Below are 19,823 nucleotides of genomic sequence, written 5' to 3'. Positions count from 1 at the left end.
CTTGAAAGTTTTTAATCATTAACCCAACTTTTAAGAAATTTTATTTGTTGTTCTGATGCAGTAGGATTTGATTCTAGGATTCTTTTTTCTATTGTAGGCTCTATTACTTCAGAGGATAATATCATTTCTTTACCATCACGATTAACCTTAAAGGAAATAGTATCTCCTATTTTCCATTGATTCGAATCTCCAAAAAGATCATAAATGTTTTTAATATCATATTTTTTGTCATCAATACTAAGTAAGACATCTCCTCCTTGAACTCCTAGATTTTTTAAGAAGTTATTGTATTGGATATTAGATTCGAACACAACCTCTTTTGTAGTTTCGGATCCTTTTACAAATGGTTGTTGTCCATTAATAAAATAGGAAGATTTTAAAGTTGTAGTGCCAAATTGAAGACCAACTTTTTTAAGATAAAACTCATAATCTATAGGATTGCCATTAACTACATGGTTTTCTAAAAATACGCCAATTTCGGGATAAGAAAATTCTCTTATAGTCTGGATTAATTCATCATCTTCAAAAGGCCTATTACTACCAAATTCGCTAGAAAGATTCCTCATAAGATCAACTATTCCATATTCGCCATTACTCTTTTCGCGCATGATAATATCTATACACATAGATATAAGAGCCCCTTTTTCATATACATTACGATAATTTTTACGATAAGGTTCTACCAGAATGTTTTTACTCATTTCTGTAAAAGACATAGTGTTATCAAATGCATTTGAAATCTCAATTTTTTCTAAAATCCTTTCAAAAAAATCTTCTTTAGCTATTAACCCTTGAGTAATTTGAAATAGGATCGAAAAATACTCAGTAGTACCTTCGTACAGCCAAATATGTTCGGACATTTTGGGAGTATTATAATCGAAATTATGAATTTCTTTAGAATGAATAGTTAATGGAGTTACAATATGAAAGAATTCATGAGAAACTACATCTGTAAGTGATTCATTAAGTTTCTTTTTCGAAATTGATTCGGGCAATACCACTAATGTAGAGGTATTGTGCTCGAGAGCACCAAAACCTAATGCGTCATCTTGTTTTGTAGTGGATAGGTATAATAAAACACTATATTTTTTGGTAGCATTAATATCGCCCAAAAAATTACGTTGGGCGCGTATCATACGTTCCATTTGCGGCATTATTCTAGCAGCTTTATGAACTTTATTAGGTGAATATACGCTAAGTAATATTTCGATACCATTAACAGTGAAAGTCACACGATCAGGATCAGAATACATTATTGGAGAATCAACTACATCTGCGTATCTTTTAAATAGAAAAAAGTCAACATCATAATTTATGTTTTCTCCTTTATTTTCAGGAATAATTTCATCCACAGAAGTCGATGCTTCTAGGTTTTTGGGATGTTTTATAAACAGTTTATATTTATTCTCTGTCATCCCATCAAAATAACCAACAAAAGCATAAAGATTGAGTATAAAGTTTTTGTCTTTAGAAATATTTGTACCGGTTGGTGAGAAAATTTCGTGAGTATCTTCAGAGTCAAAAGTATCATTTACCCAATACGTAATTTTATCTAATTGCTTTGCTCCGTTTATTTTCCAACGATTTTCACCATATTTTTGAACATATAAAGGCTTCCCTTCTTTGTCAAAAGCATTAAAATCGTCGATATATTTTCCGTAGTTGTTATTTTGATAAGTACCCGGAACAATTTTTGGGATATAGTAACTTATAGTATCTGTAGTAAAATATTCTGGCTTTATTTCTACTTTTACTTTATCATCCTTGGTGCCCAGAAGATCAATCGATGCAATTATTGAAGATGTGTTCTTTTCTGGAGTAATATGTTGTACAGATTTACAACCAGTAGCTGCGTACAAAATAGAAATGCTTAAGGCTAGGTTAGTAAGTAGTTTTGTTAATCTCTGCACAGTTATTGAATGTTATTTTTAATATATTCGGCTACACCATCTTCTTTTCCAGCTGATGTGATCACATTGGCTATTTCCAAAACTTCAGGTTTGGCATTGGCGACAGCCACACCAACTCCTACTGCTTTAAGCATTTCGACATCATTATAGTTATCTCCAAATGCAACTGCATCAGAAATCGGAATATTGAAATGTGTATTTAATAAAATTTCTATGGCCGTTAATTTAGAAATACTCTTATGAGCAATCTCAATATACGTAGATTTTGAACGGTATAGATGCAATGTTTCATTAAAATTATTCTTTAGAAAATCAAATACGTTATCAATATAAGCCTCTTCTCCCATACACATGATTTTATGGGCACCTTTACCAGAGTTTTTCCAATCCTTAATAACATTTTGGATTGGTTTAACAGTTGGTTGTACTTTGGTGTTATTAGCTTCTCTATTTGCCCAATAATCCATTTCGGGTACAAACCAATTATCATTATAATAAAGGCTAATATGTACTTTTTGATCTTTATTAAAACCAGATAAGGCATCAATGATATCCACTGGTATATATGTAGAGTGAGTAGGTTTGTTATCTACAATAATTAATCCACCATTATAACATATCAAAGGTTGATTTGTGATTTGTAACTCTTCTTGTAAATGAGTCATTGCACTTGGCATTCTTGAAGAAATCAATACAACAGGAGTTGTGTTTTTTATTCTTTTAATTTCTGAAATAGTATATGCCGAAAGTTCTCTTTCAGGATTTAATAGAGTTCCATCTATATCAGAAAATACAATGCGATTTGGCATTATTAATTACGGGATTTGGGTTAATTAAGAGTTATAAAAAAATTATTGTTTCACAAAGTTAACAATACCAGTTAAAACTTTGGGCATAATTTTTCGCCAGGCTTCATTGTAGGATTTATGATTTTCTAATCTACTATTTCCTTTAATTTCTTTTAAAATATGATTCATATTCTCAACAATTAAATATTCGACATTTGGTATTGCTTCTTTAAATTTTTCGGCTTGCGAAAGCTCCACCTGTATATCTTTATCACCATGAATGACAAGGATTGGTATTTCTAATAAAGAAATTTCTTCAATTGGGTTATATTTTACCCATGACCTCATAAATGGTTGTAAGTTGTATCTAAAAATAGATTCTAATGCTGGATCATAACCTGTTGCTCTTCCATTTTCTTTTAATTGTTTAAAAGCTACCGAGGCACTTTTGTCTAAACCAGGTGCTTGCTTAGAGATTTGTTCTATAATAACTTGATCTAAAGAATCTGCGTTACCGGCTATAGAAATAAAACCATCAGCTTTCCCTTTTGCAGCAATCATACCAATTAAAGACCCTTGCCCATGGCCAGCAACAAAAATTTGAGAATAGTTTTTATTTTCTCTAAAATAATTAATGATAGCGGTTGCATCTTCTATAAAATGATCAAAAGAGATTTCATGTTCTTGAATTCCAAGGCCATCCATTTTAAATAATCTTTTGTCATAGCGATACGTTGCAATTCCTGACTTTGCCATTTCATATGATAATTGTTTAAAAGTATCATTCTTAGACATGTGGTCGTTACCGTCTCTATTTATAGCTCCGGCATCCATAATAAAAATAATTAAAGGAACTTTTATGTCAGAATAAGGAGTAACCAAAGAACCCTCGGTATATTTATTAACTTTTACAATGGCCGAATTGTATTCCTTCTCTTGTGCGTAATTAAGAGATATAACGATAAAAAAGAAAACACAAAGTTTAAATTTCATATTGGGGGCAGATTAAATTTGAAAATTAATTAAGAAACGATAAATCCTCTATCATATTTTTTCAAATACATAAATTATAGAGCTTTGGTGATATCTTAGTTTAATTTGCGTCAGATTTAACGAATCACTAACATACCCTTTTTTATCTTTGTTGCAAAATTTATAATAATGAATCTTAAGAATACACTACTTATACTGTTGCTAATTTGCTTTAATACTATTTCTGCAAATGATGATTGGGGTAAAACAGGACACAGAGCTACTGGAGAAATTGCCAATACGTATTTAACCAAAAAAGCTAAGAGAAATATAGCGAACATCTTAAAAGGTCAAAGCTTGGCTTTGGTGTCTACATTTGCAGATCAGATAAAGAGTGATAAAAAATATAGGGGATATAGTCCATGGCATTATGTTAATTTTTCTTTTGAAAAGAAATATGGAGATGAAACTCCTAGTGAGTATGGTGATTTGGTCAAAGGTATTGCTAAATGTATCGAAGTATTAAAAGATGAAAATTCTACATCCGAGGATAAAGAATTTTATTTAAAGATGTTGGTCCATTTTGTAGGAGATCTTCATCAACCTCTTCATGTAGGTCGAGGAGAAGATAAAGGAGGTAACGATATCCAAGTACAATGGTTTAGAAATGGATCCAATTTACATAGAGTTTGGGATAGCGATATGTTAGATTATTACGGAATGAGTTATACAGAATTATCAACAAATGCGGTTGTGTTTTCAGAACCTCAAATAGAGGAAATCAAAAAAGGAACTGTATCAGATTGGGTACACGAATCTCAAACATTGGCAAAAAAAGTATACGCCTCAGCCAATGTTGGTGAAAAATTAGGGTACAAATATATGTATGACTATTTCCCAGTAGTACGCACTCAATTACATAAAGGAGGAATACGATTGGCAGAAATATTAAACCAGATATTTGGATAGTGATTTAATCGCTAAGCGCTAGTTCTTTTCGATATTGCTTTGGAGACATAAAAAAATGTTTTTTAAATGTCTTGGTGAGATGACTCTCATCTGTATATCCAAGCTGATATGCAATTTCTGCAATGGTAAATTCTGTATGTTGTAAACGATATTCGACCAATTTCATTTTATATTTGGTGACATACTGATGAATAGATTCTCCCGTTTTTCTTTTAAAATAAGTACTAATAGAACTTTGAGACATATTAAACTTATTCGCTAAGTAACTTATTTTGGTAAGATCATTATCATACACTTGTTGTCTAATATGACTTAGAATCTGATCTATTTTGGCATGATTAATCTGAATTTCTCTTTGGTTTGAATTATATTTTTCAGAAATATTGCGAACGATAATACTTAATATAGTACTAATGGCATTTGAAATAATTTCTTGATAATAGATTTTTTCATTTTTGAATTCTTCTAAAACAACATTATGAATATCCCAAATAATACCTCGATCCTCTTCATGTGAGATAACATCGCCAGGAATGATATTAGGATGATGTAAAAGTTGTTCTATTCTTTGTAACCAATACTTTCTATCTGGAAGATTTACTTTACTAGAAAATAAAAGCTCGGTAAACTTAAAGTAAGTAAATTTAGAATGCCTTTCAATTTCGAAATGGTGAGTGTCCTCAGGAGCCAATAAAAATATATTATTCTCATCATATGGGAAACGAACACCATTGATTGTATGATGACCATTTCCTTCTTCTACAAAAATAATTTCAAAGTAATTATGGTTGTGAGGTTCCGCTTCCCATTCGTCGATAGCATATTGGTGTACTACAAAGGTTTCATGCAATGTATAGCGGTTCATAAACAATTTTTTATATTTTAAAGTTACAAAAATAAAATCAATAATTTACGAATTGTATTTTACAAGTATTATCTATCGAAAACGTTTGATTTTGTTGATAACTAGATAATTACGGGTTTAAAGTACAAGTAATACGGTGATTTATACATGAAGATCCCCAAAGGTGCGTTTTACCTTTGTATCATAAATTTTTATACTCACCTTCACATGAAATTTAAAATTTATTTGTACCAGATTAGTAGGATATCATTAGGAATATTTCTTGTTCTATATAGTGTGTATACCGTAATAAAATATTCTGGCTTCTTGGATAGATTAGATGTATACTTTAATGCAGTTTCTGTATTTGACATTGGAATAGTAGAAGCTCTTGCTCCCTTAGTACCATTCGAGGAATTTTTAATAGGATTTTTTCTAATCTTTGGCTTGTTTACAAGGAAAATTTTAATAGCATCATCCGTATTATTTGGTTTTCTAACTTTATTTCTATTCGATGCTCATAGTTATAGTTGCGCACTGATTCATTTGTTTTTCTTTTTTGTTTCGATAATCTTATTAAAGAAAGATAACTATAACTTAAGTACACCTAATTATAAGGTTCAGGCTTGTCGTATAATTCAATAGGTTATAAAAATAATATTGCCTTTTACCAAAAAAGGTGTTTTTTCATAAGTGATTTTTGTTTGATTATAAAAAACACCTTTGTACGCCAACAAGGGTGTTTTTATTATAGTACTTTATAGATAATGTAAACTCTCTAATGCACAGATTTAGATTATTAGATAAATTTACATTACACATAAATATCATAATTAATTACACATATAAATATACCCAATAAATCAGACCAAATTGTAATAATAGTCTAAACACTAAAACAGATTTAGGGAGATTGAGTCCTGCTTTTTTATTTAATAACATATGTATGTGTACAGGAAAGAATACTATGAGCATTATGATTATTGTCCATAATGCTATTATTCTGGTAGATGCAAAAAACGTTCCTACACCAGCTAGGATTTCGACAATACCACTAATATATACCCATAATTTGTGATGCGGTATATATAATGGCATTATTCTCATAAAAGCTTTAGGACGAATCCAGTGAAAAACTCCTGAAATAATAAAAATAAAAGATAAAATATATAGATGCCAAGTCAAACTCCAGTAGTTTTTTGTTTACCTGCACTACTAATGGCAAATTCTTTTTTACGAGTCATATTCTTAATAAAACTAATTTTTCTAAATCGTATTGCAGACCAATCTTCATCAATAGAAACTTGCCTTACGGGTTCCAAATTATAGTCTCCTAAGACTCCCCAACCATGATCTCTAGTGATTTCCGTTGTGTATTTTTTAGAACTTTTTTTTGGATAAGCGAACCATAAAACTGCATCTCCTACTAATTTGGGATAAACAGTTTCAATACGGTTTTCTATTTGTTTTTTTTCAATTACAAACACAATAGCAAAATCAACTTCAGATACTTGAATTAAAGATTCTTTGATCATTACATCTTTTAAGCAATCCAATTCTTTGCAAAAGCCTTCAGGTTCATTGAGTATCAAAACCTCATCTAAGGTGGGAGGGAGTTGTAGTTTTTTAAAGAGAGGAGTCATAATGAAGAAATTTTAAAGCCAATGTTTGTGTGTCTTTTAAAGATACGAAAAAAACTTGTGATTTAGAATTCATTATTCATATAAGTGGATAAGTTTTGATGTTTATCTATATAGGTATATACAATAAAGCCCAAATACTCAAGTTAATATTATATCAACTTAAATAATATTAATTATGACACAAACTCTTAGAATTCACACGCTTAAGGTGTTGGCGATCGCCACGTGTGCAATGTTCATTTCTTGCGAAAATGAACAATCCGAAAATTCGTTAGAACAGATTGATCTTGATCAAAGTTTTACACAAGAACTTGCTTATCCAGAAACCACTGGGAAACTTACTACTGTCAAACTCAATGGAGAACCTGTTGAGGTTGAAGAGATAAATGGTGAGTACATTTTAGGTGGAGATATGATCTTCACTAAAGAAGATCTAATTTCTATGAGTAGTAAAAGTACTGGTCGTACCGCAAGACGTTGGCCAAATAATACAGTACATTATGATATAGAAGGTAGTTTACCAAATCAAGCTAGGGTTACTAATGCTATAGCGCATTGGGAAGCAAATACCGATCTTAAATTTGTAAGAAGAACCAATCAATCTGCATATGTTTACTTTAGAAGAGGTAGTGGATGTTCTTCTTCGGTAGGTCGTACTGGGGGTAGGCAAAACATCAATTTAGCTAATGGTTGTTCTACCGGCAATACTATTCATGAAATAGGTCATGCTGTTGGTCTATGGCACGAACAAAGTAGAAAAGATAGAAATCAATTTATCACTATTAATTTCCAAAACATTCAAGCTAATCGAGAATTTAATTTTCAAACATATACCCAGCAGGGTATAGACGGTGATGAATATACGAGTTCATTAGATTTTAATTCCATTATGCTATATGGTTCTTTTGCGTTTTCTGCAAATGGACAGCCTACTATAGTTAGAAAAAATGGATCTACGTATAATGCGCAGAGAAATGGCCTTTCTTCTGGAGATATTTCGGGAATCGCTATCATGTATCCAGGTGATGGAGGTGGTGGTGGAAATGATATTTGTGATGGCGTTGCCCCATGGTCAAGTACGCAATCGTATCAGGCCGGTGATCTGGTAACTTATCGCGGTTTCTTATACAGAAAAAGATCTGGTAGAGGATGGGATCGTATAGGGCAATGCGGAACCTCTAGAGATTCAGGTAAATCATTAGATCAAGACGGTTCTGATCTTAATGATATTTCTAAAGATTAATATGTGAAGTTTTTTAAAAAATAAATCCCTCCAAAAATTATTTGGAGGGATTTTTTCTTTTTTGATTGTGATATTTACAATTTTATTTCTTTTGCATTATCTGGTGTTTCAAAAATCTCACTTTCTTCATCCAAGAAGGTAATATCAGTAATACTCGCTTCGCCTAATTGATTTGTCATTCCTTTTTCGCTAGTCCATCCATAAAACTCCCATTTTGTAGCAAATGGAATACCATCGATCACTTTAAAATCTTTATAATGAATAGCATGTGGATCTGCTTCTGCTTTAGAAATATCTTCTCCACTACCGTAGGTAACAATATAAGCCGCTGCTTTTAAGGAATTTTTGTTAGGATCGGTATAAAGTACATACCAATCATCAGGAGCATCACCCGTACCATCTTCAAAAGTTAACCTGGCAGTGCGGTGATCTACACCTTCCAATGGTCTGTTATCTTCTGGCATCAAATGAGTTCCAGGGTCACTTAATTTATACGGGAGTCCGAAAAAATAAGTCCAAGTAAACATATCAAAACGAGCACCTTTATCATTAGCATCTTCTGGACAGAGGAATACTTTTTCACCAGTATAGATAAGTTTACTTTCATCTTTTTTGTCAATTCTAATTTTGCTAGAATTAGTCAACATTGTGATTTTACCATTTAAATGTTGTTTTCCGCCAAAAATAATATTGACATTAAAGCTTACGGCTTTATGTTTTAGAAATGCATTTTTTTCATGAGCATTTTCTATATTTTGTACATAATGATCCACAATTGAAACTGCTCCATCACCGATACCTCCATCGGGTTCAACAGGTGTCAATTTTTTATTTTCTTCTACAACATCAGTAGTTTCACGTTCTTCTTTTTTAGTTTGATTACAACCTGCTAAAGTAATAGCAAAGATCAATGCCCATATTTTTTTCATGAAAAGTTAATTTGTGTTACTCTGGTAAAATTACTAAAACCAAAAAATCAAAAGTAATATTTGTGAAAACTGTAACAGTACAAATGTGCTTTTATATCTCTAGGTTTTTCTTTATTTAACAAAAAAACTTATTGCCTTAAGTTTGTATAAAGGATTATTACTTTGTTAAATAACAAGATAAAATGTAACAAAATAACATAGTTGCTTACTTACTAAATACAAAAACTCTTATTTTTTAATAAATCCGTTAGTACAATGAAAACAAAAACATCAATCTTTTGGAGTGCTTTTATAGCACTGTTATGTATGTCTTTTGCTCAATCTTTTGGGCAAGAAGTTACAGGAACTTGGAAAGGAAAATTATCTGTTCAAGGAAATGAAATTCCGCTAGTATTTAATATAGAAGAAAAAGAAGGAGCTTTGGCAGCAACCATGGATAGTCCTTCTCAAGGAGCAACAGGTCTTCCTATGGATACCGTACTTTTTGAAAACAATCAATTAACGTTAGCATTTAAACAAGCGGGGATCAAATTTGTAGGATCTTTGGAAACCGAAAAATTAAAAGGAACCTTTTATCAAGGAGGAATGGAACTGCCATTAGAAATGGAAAAATCAGAAAAAACTATTCCAGGTAATCCCGAATTGGTAACATCAGACGAAGAATTAGTAAAGCTATCGAATTTAGGAAAAGGAGATCATAAATACTCTGTCGAGGATTATTTTGCAAGACCAAAGGCGCGAACTTTTAGATTTTCTCCAAATGGTAAGTATATGTCATATAGAGAGAAGGACGAGAATAAAAAAAATCATGTATATGTAAAAGAGATTGCCACTGATAAAGTAACCAAAGTAATTGAAGAAAAAGAAGAACTTATTCGAGGGTACGGTTGGGCAAATAATAGCCGATTAGTGTATGTTATGGATAAAGGAGGTAATGAAGATTATCATTTATTTGCTGTTAATATAGATGGTTCAGATCAAAAAGAATTAACACCATTCGATGGAGTACAAGTAAATATTTTGGAAGGTTTAAAAGAAGATAAAGATCACATGATTATATCGATGAATAAGAATAACAAACAGATCTTTGAACCTTATAAAATTAATATAATCACAGGCGAAAGCAAACAACTTTTTAAAAATGAAGATGCGGCAAACCCTATTGCAGGATATAATTTTGATAAAGATGGTAACCTTAAAGCATATGCGAAAATTAGAGATGGTGTAAATTTTGATCTTTTCTACGCTAAAGAAGCTGGAAAATATGAAATTATTAAGCAGCTAAATTGGAAAGATACGTTTTCGATATTAAGGTTTGATTATAGTACTACTAACCCACATGATGCTTACGTAGTTTCTAACTTAGATTCTGATAAAGCACAAATTTACTTATATGATTTAAAGGCAGATAAAGTAATAAAGAAGCTTTTTTCTAATGATAAATATGATGTGTCTAATTTATCCGTATCTCGAAAAAGAGGATATGAATTGGATTATTGGTCTTATGAAGGTGAAAAAAATGTGGTTGTACCTGTAAGTGATTACTATAAAAAACTTCACACTAAAATTAGCAGTAAATTTCCCGACCATCAATATTCTATAGCAGATAAAACTGATGAAGAAGATAAGTATTTGATTTTCTTACAAAGTGATAAATTATACGGAGTATACTATTCTTATGATGCTAAAAAAGAAGAGTTTAAGTTGTTGTATAACTTAATGCCTCAATTAAAAGAAAATGATATGGCCGAAATGCGTCCTATCACTTTTAAAAGTAGAGATGGATTAACTATTCATGGATACATCACTTTACCAAAGGAGGCTTTGCAGGGCAAAAAAGTACCTTTGGTTGTAAACCCTCACGGTGGGCCGCAGGGAATTCGTGACTCATGGGGATTTAATCCAGAAGCTCAACTATTTGCAAGTCGAGGGTATGCTACATTACAAGTTAATTTTAGAATATCGGGAGGATATGGTAAAGAATTTCTAGAATCAGGGTTTAAGCAAATAGGTAGAAAAGCAATGGATGATGTAGAAGATGGATTAAAATATGTAATCGATCAAGGATGGGTGGATAAAGACAAAGTGGCAATTTATGGAGGAAGTCATGGTGGATATGCAGTTTTAAGAGGATTGACCAAAACACCGGATTTATATACGTGTGGTGTGGATTATGTAGGAGTGTCTAATCTGTTTACTTTTATGAAAACAATTCCTCCGTATTGGAAACCATATTTGAAAATTATTAAAGAGATTTGGTATGATGAAGACGTTGCCGAAGAAAAAGCGATAATGGAAGAGGTTTCTCCTGTATATCAAATTGATAAAATTAAGAAACCATTATTTGTTGTACAAGGAGCAAATGACCCTAGAGTAAATATTGATGAATCAGATCAAATTGTAAAAGCTTTACGAGACAAGGGATATGATGTGCCTTATATGGTGCGATACGACGAAGGTCATGGTTTTGGTAAAGAAGAGAATTCTGTAGCCATGTATAAAGCAATGATGGGATTCTATGCAAAGCATTTAAGCAAAAAAGAAGAAACGAAACCTGTAAAAGGATAGGGTTGATTCTTTTTGCTACAAAAACCTCCTGAAAACTTGGGTCAGGAGGTTTTTTTTATAATATTTTTTCAAGCTTAAAACATGAGAGTCTAATGCCTTATTATTACAAATTGTTTTTAATATTATTACTATCGTGATACCCTTCATTTTTTAGTAAAATCCTAAAGAATAATAAAATGGTAGTTCTATCTAATTCTGTTAAGGTTATCATCTATATCTTTATTTTTAAAAGACAATTTTTTTGTTTTTCCGAAAGAATATTTCAGTGAAAAAGAGAGTTCTTGAGCATTTACATAAAATACATCATTAGCCACTATATCATTTGCGGTATATTTATCTTCGAAATTCATATTTCTAAGAATGTCATTGGCATTCAATGAAAACTGTAAGTTATTATAAAAGCTTTTGGTAAATGAAACACCTAAAATAAATACTGCGTTTCTTTCAAAAATTCCTTGATATCGTTTTGATAATCCCCAAAAATTAATACCCGTTGTTATTTTTGGTTTAATTTTGAATTCTGTATTCGAATAATAATAAACATAAGGTTCTGTTTTTTGATTCACGGCAAAAGGGTCTTTAATTTTGCTGTAGGTAAGACTAATAACATTTGTAGAGGTAATTGCTTTATGATTTAGCGTATTTCGAAACTGGATAGCATATCCTGTTTCTTGATTAAAATTTTGAGGAGAAGTTATAATTCTACCCTCCTGTGAATTGTAAATGGAGCTAAAGAATATTGGGTTTTGAGTTTCAAAATAGCGTAGACTAAGATTAGATTTTTTAAAAATAAAATCAGTGGAAATTTCTTCGGTTATCGTAGGACTTAAATTTACATTCCGTACAAACTCAATTAAAGGATTTATAAATGTACTTATAGAGCTTGCATTAAGGTACCCTGGTCTGTTTATAGTCTTGTTGTAATTAAATTTTAATGCCTTTGTACTATCAATAGGTATATTAAGCTTCATTTTTGGAAATATCAGAGTTTGTTCTCTATCTACTAATAAATCCTGTGTATTTCTAAAGCCTCCTTTTACTATATTGGTTTCAATTCTAATACCAGCGTTATAATTAATTTTATGTAGAGATCCGGATAGTTGAGTATAGGAAGAGTAGGTATCTTCATTATAATCATATGTAGAGATTATACGTTGATCCGGATTTATTAATTCGAAATCTGAAAAGGCTATAGCCGTGCTTTTGGATATAGAACCACCTATTTCGATCTTAATATGTTTACTAATTTCATTTTCAAAATCAATTCTAGAAGCAAAAGCACCAATTTGATAGGTTTGATTTCTGTTTTGAGATAACTGAAAACCAGTTTGATTGAAATTATTGAAAATACTACTTTTTAGATCCCTAGAATAATTGGAATATTGAATGCCAAAAAATAAATTGCTTTTTGTGTTAAGTTTCCTATTGTAGTTAATATTTGAGGTCAAAAAGCTTCTTGGCGCATCATTTGAACTTTCTGATAGAATAAAATCTTCTACTTCGTTAATTCGTAATAGAGTATTGGTAACAATAGGAAATCTATCTCTCTGAGTCCTATAATTAATTCTTCCAGAAAGATAATCGTACTTGTTAAATTGATAGAAAAAACCACTACCCATTATGAGTTGCGGTCTTGGGCCTACGGCCTTGGCATTATATTCCGAAGTGATATTTTGTAAAGGTACTTCTAATCTTGCACCCGAATTTTCCCAAAATCCGATTTGATTGTAATTAATATTAGCTTGTAGTTCTAGTTTTTTTCGTTTAAAATCAGAACGCATTTCGAAATAATTACTAAACTTTCTTTTAAAAGAAACTGTTTCTGATATATCAATTTTATATCCTTCTTTTTTACTTCGTTTTCCTGTGATTAAAATCAAAGTTTTACCTTCTGCTTCATATTTGGCAGGAGGGTTGTCGATTATTTCTACTTCTTTTATGTCGCTTAATGAGATTGATTTTAATTGATCAAAATCAATTCTTTGATTATCTAGGTATAATAAGGGTGAACCTCTTCCTATTATCGAAAGAGTTTCTTGATTGGGGCTGATCTGAACACCTGGTAATTTTGATAGTAGATCAGTAGTCGAAGGCAGTGATTCAAAAATCGAATTTTCGACGTTGATCTTTATGTTTCCATCTTTAAAATTAAAGGTGTTTTTAGAGCTATTTATAGTAACCTGATCAAGAGCAACCAAACTTTTTGTCAATTGTAACGAAAGGGCTCTATTTTCTTGCAAGTTTATCTCTAGGGTTTCTTTTATATATCCAAGACAAGAAACAGATAACAAATAATTGCCTTTAGGTATTTGGTTCAAATTAAATTGACCCTTGGCAATAAATGTATAAGAAATGATGCCTTGCCTTGCCTTGTCCTGTAACAAAACATCACCAGCCTCGATCAAGTTACCATTTTGATCGGTAACTTTACCCGATAAGTCATATGTTTCCTGAGCAAAAAATGGCAGCCAAAATATCAAAAATAATAGGATAGTTATTTGTTTTTTCATGTTTTAATTTTCTGAAAACAAATAACTATAGAAAATGACCTATGCTACATATTAATAGAGCTGAATAAGGTACTAGTACTGGTATGAATTTACTTTTTTGATAGTAATTCTTGGCGGTTAGAAATGCTTAGTTTGCTGTAAATGTTAGAGATATGTGTTTTTACTGTACTTATGCTTACAAATAATTCATTAGCAATTTCTTTATTGCTTTTGCCAGATTGTATGAGGTGTTTTACAATTTGTTCTTGTTTACTTAAAGGAGGGGAGTGCGTATTTTGTTTTTTCTTTGAAACAAAAATAAAACTAACTAATAAGACAATTACAAAAATAGCAATACCATTTACCCAAAGACTTGTGTGGTATTTTTTGTTGGTTAATTCTTGATTGACAACAGTAAGTTTATTTTCGAAGTATATGTAGGTTGCAGGATCAAGCTCACTAGATTTTAATTCCTGTAATAAATCCATGTAATACTTCGGGTTCTTAACAATATCTTTTTCTAGTAGATTTCGATCATCGAGTGCTTTGATTCCAATAAGTTTTACCAAGAGTATTTGTAGCGAATCTTTTACATACCCTTTGGTTTCAAGTAAATATTGTTTTGTGTCAAAATCCGAAGTCAAATTTTCAAATCGAGCGTTAAATTTTTTTAATTTTCGCCATTCTAAATCTGCCTTGTTCGTGGTAGTGTAACTACCAAATGTTGTTTTACTTCTATTGAAAATTATAGTATCTTTTTTTGAAGCTATAAATAATCGATGATTTTTTATTTTATCTGAGAGCTTCTTTTTTTCTTGTACAGATAATGACCGCAGCTGAATTTTATACATTCGATCATCTGCAGTAAACTCATGTTGGTCAAAGGCAAAAAAACCATCTTTATTAATAGTGGCGGTGGCAATCGGTGTTGCTTTATATGAACCATTATTCTCTTTTTGATCCATTCGACTTAGATATACTTTATTTTCCCATTTTTCTGGTTGCTCAATACTTATATGACCAGATACAGGAGCCTGACCAAATATATTAGCAGTAACCACTAAAAAATATAAAAAAAAGTATCGAAAAGCTTTCATGTTTGCGAATTGGTGATCATTGCGAATGTAAAATATTTAGCCTTTATATCAAAAATGAAGTATAAAAAAACCGCTTCAATACATTATTGAAGCGGTATATATTAGATCAATAAAATTTTATTTCTACTTAATCATATCAAAACTACGATTTATAAAAGCAGTCAATTCTTCACCTTTAAGTAAGTTTTGAGAGAGTCTAGCTAAATCAAGTGATTGTTTGATCAAACGTTCTTTCTTTTTATCGGTTTTTGTACTAGATATTTGTCCAACCAATTCATGGTTAACGTTTACGATTAGATTGTACATTTCGGGCATATTACCCATACCGAACATTCCGCCTCCGCCGCCAGTTTGCTGCATCTCTTTCATACGACGCATAAACTCTGGTTGAGTGATCATAAATGGTGCAGCATTACTATCCATAGCTTCTAACTGAACAGTATACTTTTCTTTAGGAACTACTTTTTCTAAATCAACTTTTAGAGTATCTTTTTCCTCATCGGATAATTTAGAGATAGTTTCCTCATCTTTCTTAATTAGGTTATCTACATGATCCGAGTCAACACGAACAAAAGTGATATTTTCTTTACTAGTTTCTAATTTTTGGATTAGATGAGAAACAATAGGAGAATCTAAAAGTAAAACTTCATAACCTTTGTCTTTTGCTGCAGTGATATATGAGTGCTGCTCATCTTTATTCGATGCATATAATACAACAAGCTTATTATCCTTATCGGTTTGGTTATCTTTTATTTTTTCCTGTAACTCTTCAAAAGTAAAGTATGAACCATCAAAAGTTGGGTAAAGCGCAAATTTATCTGCTTTCTCGAAGAATTTATCTTCAGATAGCATTCCGTATTCAATTACTATTTTGATATCATTCCATTTTTGTTCAAAATCTTCTCTACTGTTTTTGAACATAGAATTTAGTTTATCTGCTACCTTACGAGAAATATAGCTTGATATTTTTTTCACATTTCCATCAGCCTGTAAATATGACCTAGAAACATTTAATGGGATATCAGGAGAATCAATAACACCTCTGAGCATAGTAAGAAACTCAGGAACGATACCTTCTACATTATCGGTAACAAAAACTTGGTTTTGATATAATTGAATACGATCTTTTTGCATATTCATATCCTGACCTAGTTTTGGGAAGTATAAAATTCCGGTAAGGTTAAAAGGATAATCTACATTAAGATGAATATTAAACAATGGCTCTTCAAATTGCATTGGATACAATTCTCGATAAAAACTTTTATAATCGTCCTCTTTTAAATCTGCCGGTTGTTTTGTCCATGCAGGATTAGGATTATTAATGAAATTATCTACTTCTTGAGTAGGAGCGGGATCTTCCTCTTTTGCTCCTTCGGGTTTTGGTAAAGTTTCTGTTTTAGTTCCAAACTTAATCGGCACTGGCATGAATTTATTGTATTTTACCAATAATTCACTTATTCTAGTATCTTCAAGAAACTCGGCATCATCATCACCTATATGTAATATGATTTCTGTCCCTCTTTCAGTTTTGTCATGAGCCTCAAGACTATAGGTAGGTGATCCATCACAAGTCCAATGTGCAGCAGGTGCATCTGTATAAGATTTCGTGATAATCTCTACTTTGTTTGCTACCATAAAGGCAGAGTAGAAACCAAGTCCAAAATGACCGATAATCCCCGAATCTTTGGCACTATCTTTATATTTTTCTAAGAATTCTTCGGCTCCAGAAAATGCAACTTCATTGATATATTTCTCAACTTCTTCTGCACTCATTCCAATTCCTTGATCTATGATATGAAGCTGTTTCTTTTCTTTATCAATTTTTACTTCTAAAAAAGGATTACCATATTCTACTTTTGCTTGACCAATACTGGTAAGATGTTTTAATTTTAAAGTAGCATCTGTTGCATTAGAAATTAACTCTCTTAAAAAGATTTCATGATCAGAGTACAAGAATTTCTTAATCAGTGGAAAAATATTTTCAACTGATACATTAATATTTCCTGTTGTCATTGTTATTTGATTTTTAGTTTGTTGTCTATTTTATATTGGTAGGGGTTTCAAAAAAAATACCAATTATGTTTTGCTGACAAACTGACATTGCTACGTGGATTTTTATGGTAAAAACGTAATTATCTCTTCAGTTTTCGAACTAAATGTGAATTAGAGGAGTATTTCGCTCAATTAAAGTAAAAATTAACATATTTTTTGTTTAACTTTTATTTAAAAAAGTTAAACAATTTGTATATTTACTGTAAATAAAAAAAATCAATATGGCTTCATCAAAAAACAAACAAACTGTTGATAGTGAGTACATCATTTCAAAATATATGGAATATGTTTTGGATAATGATGGGTTTCCTAAGTCTGTATATAAATTCTGTAAAGAAGTAAAAATTTCAGAAGACAACTTCTATAGTTTTTTCGGTAGCATCGAAAGTTTAAATAAAAGTATTTGGAATACCTTTTTTACAACCACAGTTGATGCCATGAATAAAAATAAAGAATATGCAGAGTTTTCGAGCAGGGATAAGATGCTTACTTTTTTTTATACATTTTTTGAAATGTTAAGTTTAAATAGAAGTTATGTGTTATTCGCTTTAAGACAGTATGACATGCCTTTTAAAAATATAAATCAATTAAAAGGATTGCGCAGACATATAAAAGGTTTTGCTGAAGAACTTATTGATCAAGATAATGAAGTGAAGCATTATAAATTTACGAAAAACCCTTCTGCTATTTTCTCTGAAGGAGCATGGTTGCAGTTTTTGTTTTTACTTAATTTTTGGGTTGGAGATGAATCCGCATCTTTTGAAAAAACAGACGTAGCCATAGAAAAATCTGTAAATACAATTTTTGATCTTTTTGATAATACTCCTCTACATAATGTGCTTGATTTTGGGAAATTTCTATGGAAAGAAAAGACAATGTGGAATTAATGTAAGGAATTGAAATTATTATAGACTCTTAGTACATAAATAAATGAAAACGATAGATAACATACCAACTACAAAATTAGGACGCACTACCGAACTGGTAAAAACAGGAGTAAAGGTAGGAGGTAACTATCTTAAATATTATAGCAAAAAAGCTGTGAACCCTAAGATTACAAAAGATCAATTAAATGAGGATAATGCTGCCGATATATATGATGGTCTAAAAAGTTTGAAGGGAAGTGCTCTTAAAGTAGCACAAATGCTATCTATGGAAAAGAATTTATTACCTAATGCGTATGTCGAGAAGTTTTCGCTTGCCCAATTTAGCGTACCACCTCTTTCTGCACCTTTGGTAAGAAAAACTTTTAAAAAATATCACGGAGAATACCCAGAAGATTTATATGATACGTTTGCAACTCAATCTATAAATGCCGCTAGTATCGGACAGGTACATAAGGCGATTAAAGATGGGAAAAAACTTGCTGTGAAAATTCAATATCCTGGAGTTGCAAACAGTATAAGTTCTGATTTGGCGATGGTTAAACCCATCGCCGTCAGAATGTTTAATTTAAAAGGTAAAGACTCTGAAAAATATTTTAAAGAACTAGAAGGTAAACTTCTTGAAGAAACTGATTATATCTTGGAAGTACATCAAAGTAAAGAAATTACAGAAGCATGTGCCAAGATTCCTAATCTTAGGTTTCCAAAATATTATGAGCAATTATCTAGCGAACGTATAATCACTATGGATTGGATGGATGGTGTGCATATTAGTGAGTTTGCTCAACAAAATAAGGATCAGGAAAAAGCAAATAAAATAGGTCAGGCACTATGGGATTTCTATATGTATCAAATACATGTATTAAAGGCGGTTCATGCAGATCCTCACCCTGGCAACTTTTTGGTTGATGATACCGATAATTTAATAGCTATAGATTTTGGTTGTGTAAAAAAAATACCAATAGATTTTTATACACCCTATTTTGAATTGGCTGATCAAGAAAATATTGATAACCCTAATTTTTTTGCCCAAAAGATGTTTCAATTGGAAATACTCCGAGAAGATGATTCTCCCAAAGAAAAAACATTCTTTTCGGAGTTGTTCCATGAAATGTTAAGCTTATTTACACAACCATTTAATGGGCCAGTGTTTGATTTTGCAAATGAAGAATTTTGGGGAAGAATTACAGAGTTAAGTGAGAAATATTCTAAGGATACTGAGCTTAGAAAAATGAACGGTAATAGAGGAAGTAAACACTTCTTGTATATCAACAGAACGTTTTTCGGCTTATACAATTTGTTACACGATTTGAAAGCTTCAATTCGAGTGAAAAATTTTGAAAATTACCTATAGTTGATCGCTCGATCAACTTTGGTTTGTTTATTTATTGGTTAGGTTGTTAGGGAGGTGTGCTGTGGTTGGCACACCTTCCGC

At 31.3% G+C, this 19,823-nt stretch carries 16 protein-coding genes; 6 read left to right on the top strand and 10 right to left on the bottom strand.

Annotated features, from left to right (window positions below; genetic code table 11):
* Nucleotides 1-11: 11 nt before the first annotated feature.
* The 3 genes from DK508_RS09770 to DK508_RS09760 are packed head-to-tail and all read right to left on the bottom strand — an operon-like array spanning nt 12 to nt 3,691.
* The gene (locus DK508_RS09770; protein WP_235016347.1) at nt 12-1,910 is read right to left on the bottom strand and encodes a peptidase M61; all 1,899 of its coding nucleotides are present in this window, start codon (nt 1,908-1,910) and stop codon (nt 12-14) included.
* A 2-nt stretch (nt 1,911-1,912) separates the two neighbouring features.
* On the bottom strand, nt 1,913-2,719 hold the full coding sequence (locus DK508_RS09765) for a Cof-type HAD-IIB family hydrolase (protein WP_109300555.1): 807 nt from the start codon (nt 2,717-2,719) through the stop codon (nt 1,913-1,915).
* A gap of 42 nt (nt 2,720-2,761) precedes the next feature.
* Complete coding sequence (locus tag DK508_RS09760) at nt 2,762-3,691, bottom strand: alpha/beta hydrolase (protein WP_109300554.1); 930 nt, start codon at nt 3,689-3,691, stop codon at nt 2,762-2,764.
* A 168-nt stretch (nt 3,692-3,859) separates the two neighbouring features.
* Here DK508_RS09760 and DK508_RS09755 point away from each other — a divergent pair, with 168 nt between their 5' ends.
* On the top strand, nt 3,860-4,639 hold the full coding sequence (locus DK508_RS09755; protein WP_109300553.1) for a S1/P1 nuclease: 780 nt from the start codon (nt 3,860-3,862) through the stop codon (nt 4,637-4,639).
* A 4-nt stretch (nt 4,640-4,643) separates the two neighbouring features.
* Here DK508_RS09755 and DK508_RS09750 read toward each other — a convergent pair whose 3' ends face one another.
* A complete protein-coding gene (locus DK508_RS09750; RefSeq protein ID WP_109300552.1) occupies nt 4,644-5,504 on the bottom strand; it encodes an AraC family transcriptional regulator in 861 nt (286 codons plus the stop codon).
* 207 nt (nt 5,505-5,711) lie between these two features.
* Here DK508_RS09750 and DK508_RS09745 point away from each other — a divergent pair, with 207 nt between their 5' ends.
* Complete coding sequence (locus tag DK508_RS09745) at nt 5,712-6,128, top strand: hypothetical protein (RefSeq protein ID WP_109300551.1); 417 nt, start codon at nt 5,712-5,714, stop codon at nt 6,126-6,128.
* Between the two features lie 192 nt (nt 6,129-6,320).
* Here the strand turns inward: DK508_RS09745 and DK508_RS09740 are convergent, their stop codons facing one another.
* Together DK508_RS09740 and DK508_RS09735 are read right to left on the bottom strand one after the other, a co-directional pair.
* The gene (locus DK508_RS09740; RefSeq protein ID WP_109300550.1) at nt 6,321-6,668 is read right to left on the bottom strand and encodes a MauE/DoxX family redox-associated membrane protein; all 348 of its coding nucleotides are present in this window, start codon (nt 6,666-6,668) and stop codon (nt 6,321-6,323) included.
* The gene (locus DK508_RS09735; protein ID WP_200831858.1) at nt 6,665-7,126 is read right to left on the bottom strand and encodes a hypothetical protein; all 462 of its coding nucleotides are present in this window, start codon (nt 7,124-7,126) and stop codon (nt 6,665-6,667) included. The genes DK508_RS09740 and DK508_RS09735 overlap by 4 nt, the downstream gene beginning before the upstream one ends.
* Nucleotides 7,127-7,301: 175 nt before the next feature.
* On the opposite strand from DK508_RS09735, the gene DK508_RS09730 reads away from it, so the two are divergent.
* Nucleotides 7,302-8,369 (top strand): M12 family metallopeptidase, encoded by a 1,068-nt coding sequence (locus DK508_RS09730; RefSeq protein WP_200831857.1) that lies wholly within the window; start codon nt 7,302-7,304, stop codon nt 8,367-8,369.
* 74 nt (nt 8,370-8,443) lie between these two features.
* Here the strand turns inward: DK508_RS09730 and DK508_RS09725 are convergent, their stop codons facing one another.
* Nucleotides 8,444-9,298 (bottom strand): DUF6503 family protein, encoded by an 855-nt coding sequence (locus DK508_RS09725; RefSeq protein WP_109300548.1) that lies wholly within the window; start codon nt 9,296-9,298, stop codon nt 8,444-8,446.
* A gap of 306 nt (nt 9,299-9,604) precedes the next feature.
* Here DK508_RS09725 and DK508_RS09720 point away from each other — a divergent pair, with 306 nt between their 5' ends.
* Nucleotides 9,605-11,866, top strand: coding sequence for a S9 family peptidase (locus DK508_RS09720; protein ID WP_109300547.1), 2,262 nt, complete (start codon nt 9,605-9,607; stop codon nt 11,864-11,866).
* 185 nt (nt 11,867-12,051) lie between these two features.
* Here the strand turns inward: DK508_RS09720 and DK508_RS09715 are convergent, their stop codons facing one another.
* The 3 genes from DK508_RS09715 to htpG all read right to left on the bottom strand — a co-directional run bounded on the left by DK508_RS09715 (nt 12,052) and on the right by htpG (nt 17,465).
* Nucleotides 12,052-14,376 carry an outer membrane beta-barrel family protein gene (locus tag DK508_RS09715; protein WP_109300546.1) on the bottom strand — a complete coding sequence of 775 codons (2,325 nt, stop codon included), beginning with the start codon at nt 14,374-14,376 and terminating at the stop codon, nt 12,052-12,054.
* Nucleotides 14,377-14,465: 89 nt separating this feature from the next.
* A complete protein-coding gene (locus DK508_RS09710) occupies nt 14,466-15,452 on the bottom strand; it encodes a response regulator transcription factor (protein WP_109300545.1) in 987 nt (328 codons plus the stop codon).
* Nucleotides 15,453-15,575: 123 nt separating this feature from the next.
* The gene (gene htpG, locus DK508_RS09705; RefSeq protein ID WP_109300544.1) at nt 15,576-17,465 is read right to left on the bottom strand and encodes a molecular chaperone HtpG; all 1,890 of its coding nucleotides are present in this window, start codon (nt 17,463-17,465) and stop codon (nt 15,576-15,578) included.
* 260 nt (nt 17,466-17,725) lie between these two features.
* Here htpG and DK508_RS09700 point away from each other — a divergent pair, with 260 nt between their 5' ends.
* Both DK508_RS09700 and DK508_RS09695 read left to right on the top strand, forming a co-directional pair.
* On the top strand, nt 17,726-18,391 hold the full coding sequence (locus tag DK508_RS09700; RefSeq protein WP_109300543.1) for a TetR family transcriptional regulator C-terminal domain-containing protein: 666 nt from the start codon (nt 17,726-17,728) through the stop codon (nt 18,389-18,391).
* Between the two features lie 43 nt (nt 18,392-18,434).
* A complete protein-coding gene (locus DK508_RS09695; RefSeq protein WP_109300542.1) occupies nt 18,435-19,742 on the top strand; it encodes an AarF/ABC1/UbiB kinase family protein in 1,308 nt (435 codons plus the stop codon).
* The last annotated feature ends 81 nt before the right edge of the window (nt 19,743-19,823 follow it).

The organism is Aquimarina sp. AU474, from assembly GCF_900312815.1.
Lineage (GTDB): Bacteria > Bacteroidota > Bacteroidia > Flavobacteriales > Flavobacteriaceae > Aquimarina.
The sequence above is the reverse complement of the archived record's forward strand: the minus strand, read 5'-3'. Positions and strand labels throughout refer to the sequence as shown.

What these genes read in the sequence shown, in the direction of transcription:
- DK508_RS09765 (WP_109300555.1), bottom strand. Translation starts at nt 2,719, where the DNA reads ATGCCAAATCGCATTGTATTTTCTGATATAGATGGAACTCTATTAAAT.
- DK508_RS09760 (WP_109300554.1), bottom strand. Translation starts at nt 3,691, where the DNA reads ATGAAATTTAAACTTTGTGTTTTCTTTTTTATCGTTATATCTCTTAAT.
- DK508_RS09755 (WP_109300553.1), top strand. Translation starts at nt 3,860, where the DNA reads ATGAATCTTAAGAATACACTACTTATACTGTTGCTAATTTGCTTTAAT.
- DK508_RS09750 (WP_109300552.1), bottom strand. Translation starts at nt 5,504, where the DNA reads ATGAACCGCTATACATTGCATGAAACCTTTGTAGTACACCAATATGCT.
- DK508_RS09745 (WP_109300551.1), top strand. Translation starts at nt 5,712, where the DNA reads ATGAAATTTAAAATTTATTTGTACCAGATTAGTAGGATATCATTAGGA.
- DK508_RS09735 (WP_200831858.1), bottom strand. Translation starts at nt 7,126, where the DNA reads ATGACTCCTCTCTTTAAAAAACTACAACTCCCTCCCACCTTAGATGAG.
- DK508_RS09730 (WP_200831857.1), top strand. Translation starts at nt 7,302, where the DNA reads ATGACACAAACTCTTAGAATTCACACGCTTAAGGTGTTGGCGATCGCC.
- DK508_RS09725 (WP_109300548.1), bottom strand. Translation starts at nt 9,298, where the DNA reads ATGAAAAAAATATGGGCATTGATCTTTGCTATTACTTTAGCAGGTTGT.
- DK508_RS09720 (WP_109300547.1), top strand. Translation starts at nt 9,605, where the DNA reads ATGTCTTTTGCTCAATCTTTTGGGCAAGAAGTTACAGGAACTTGGAAA.
- DK508_RS09715 (WP_109300546.1), bottom strand. Translation starts at nt 14,376, where the DNA reads ATGAAAAAACAAATAACTATCCTATTATTTTTGATATTTTGGCTGCCA.
- DK508_RS09710 (WP_109300545.1), bottom strand. Translation starts at nt 15,452, where the DNA reads ATGAAAGCTTTTCGATACTTTTTTTTATATTTTTTAGTGGTTACTGCT.
- htpG (WP_109300544.1), bottom strand. Translation starts at nt 17,465, where the DNA reads ATGACAACAGGAAATATTAATGTATCAGTTGAAAATATTTTTCCACTG.
- DK508_RS09700 (WP_109300543.1), top strand. Translation starts at nt 17,726, where the DNA reads ATGGCTTCATCAAAAAACAAACAAACTGTTGATAGTGAGTACATCATT.
- DK508_RS09695 (WP_109300542.1), top strand. Translation starts at nt 18,435, where the DNA reads ATGAAAACGATAGATAACATACCAACTACAAAATTAGGACGCACTACC.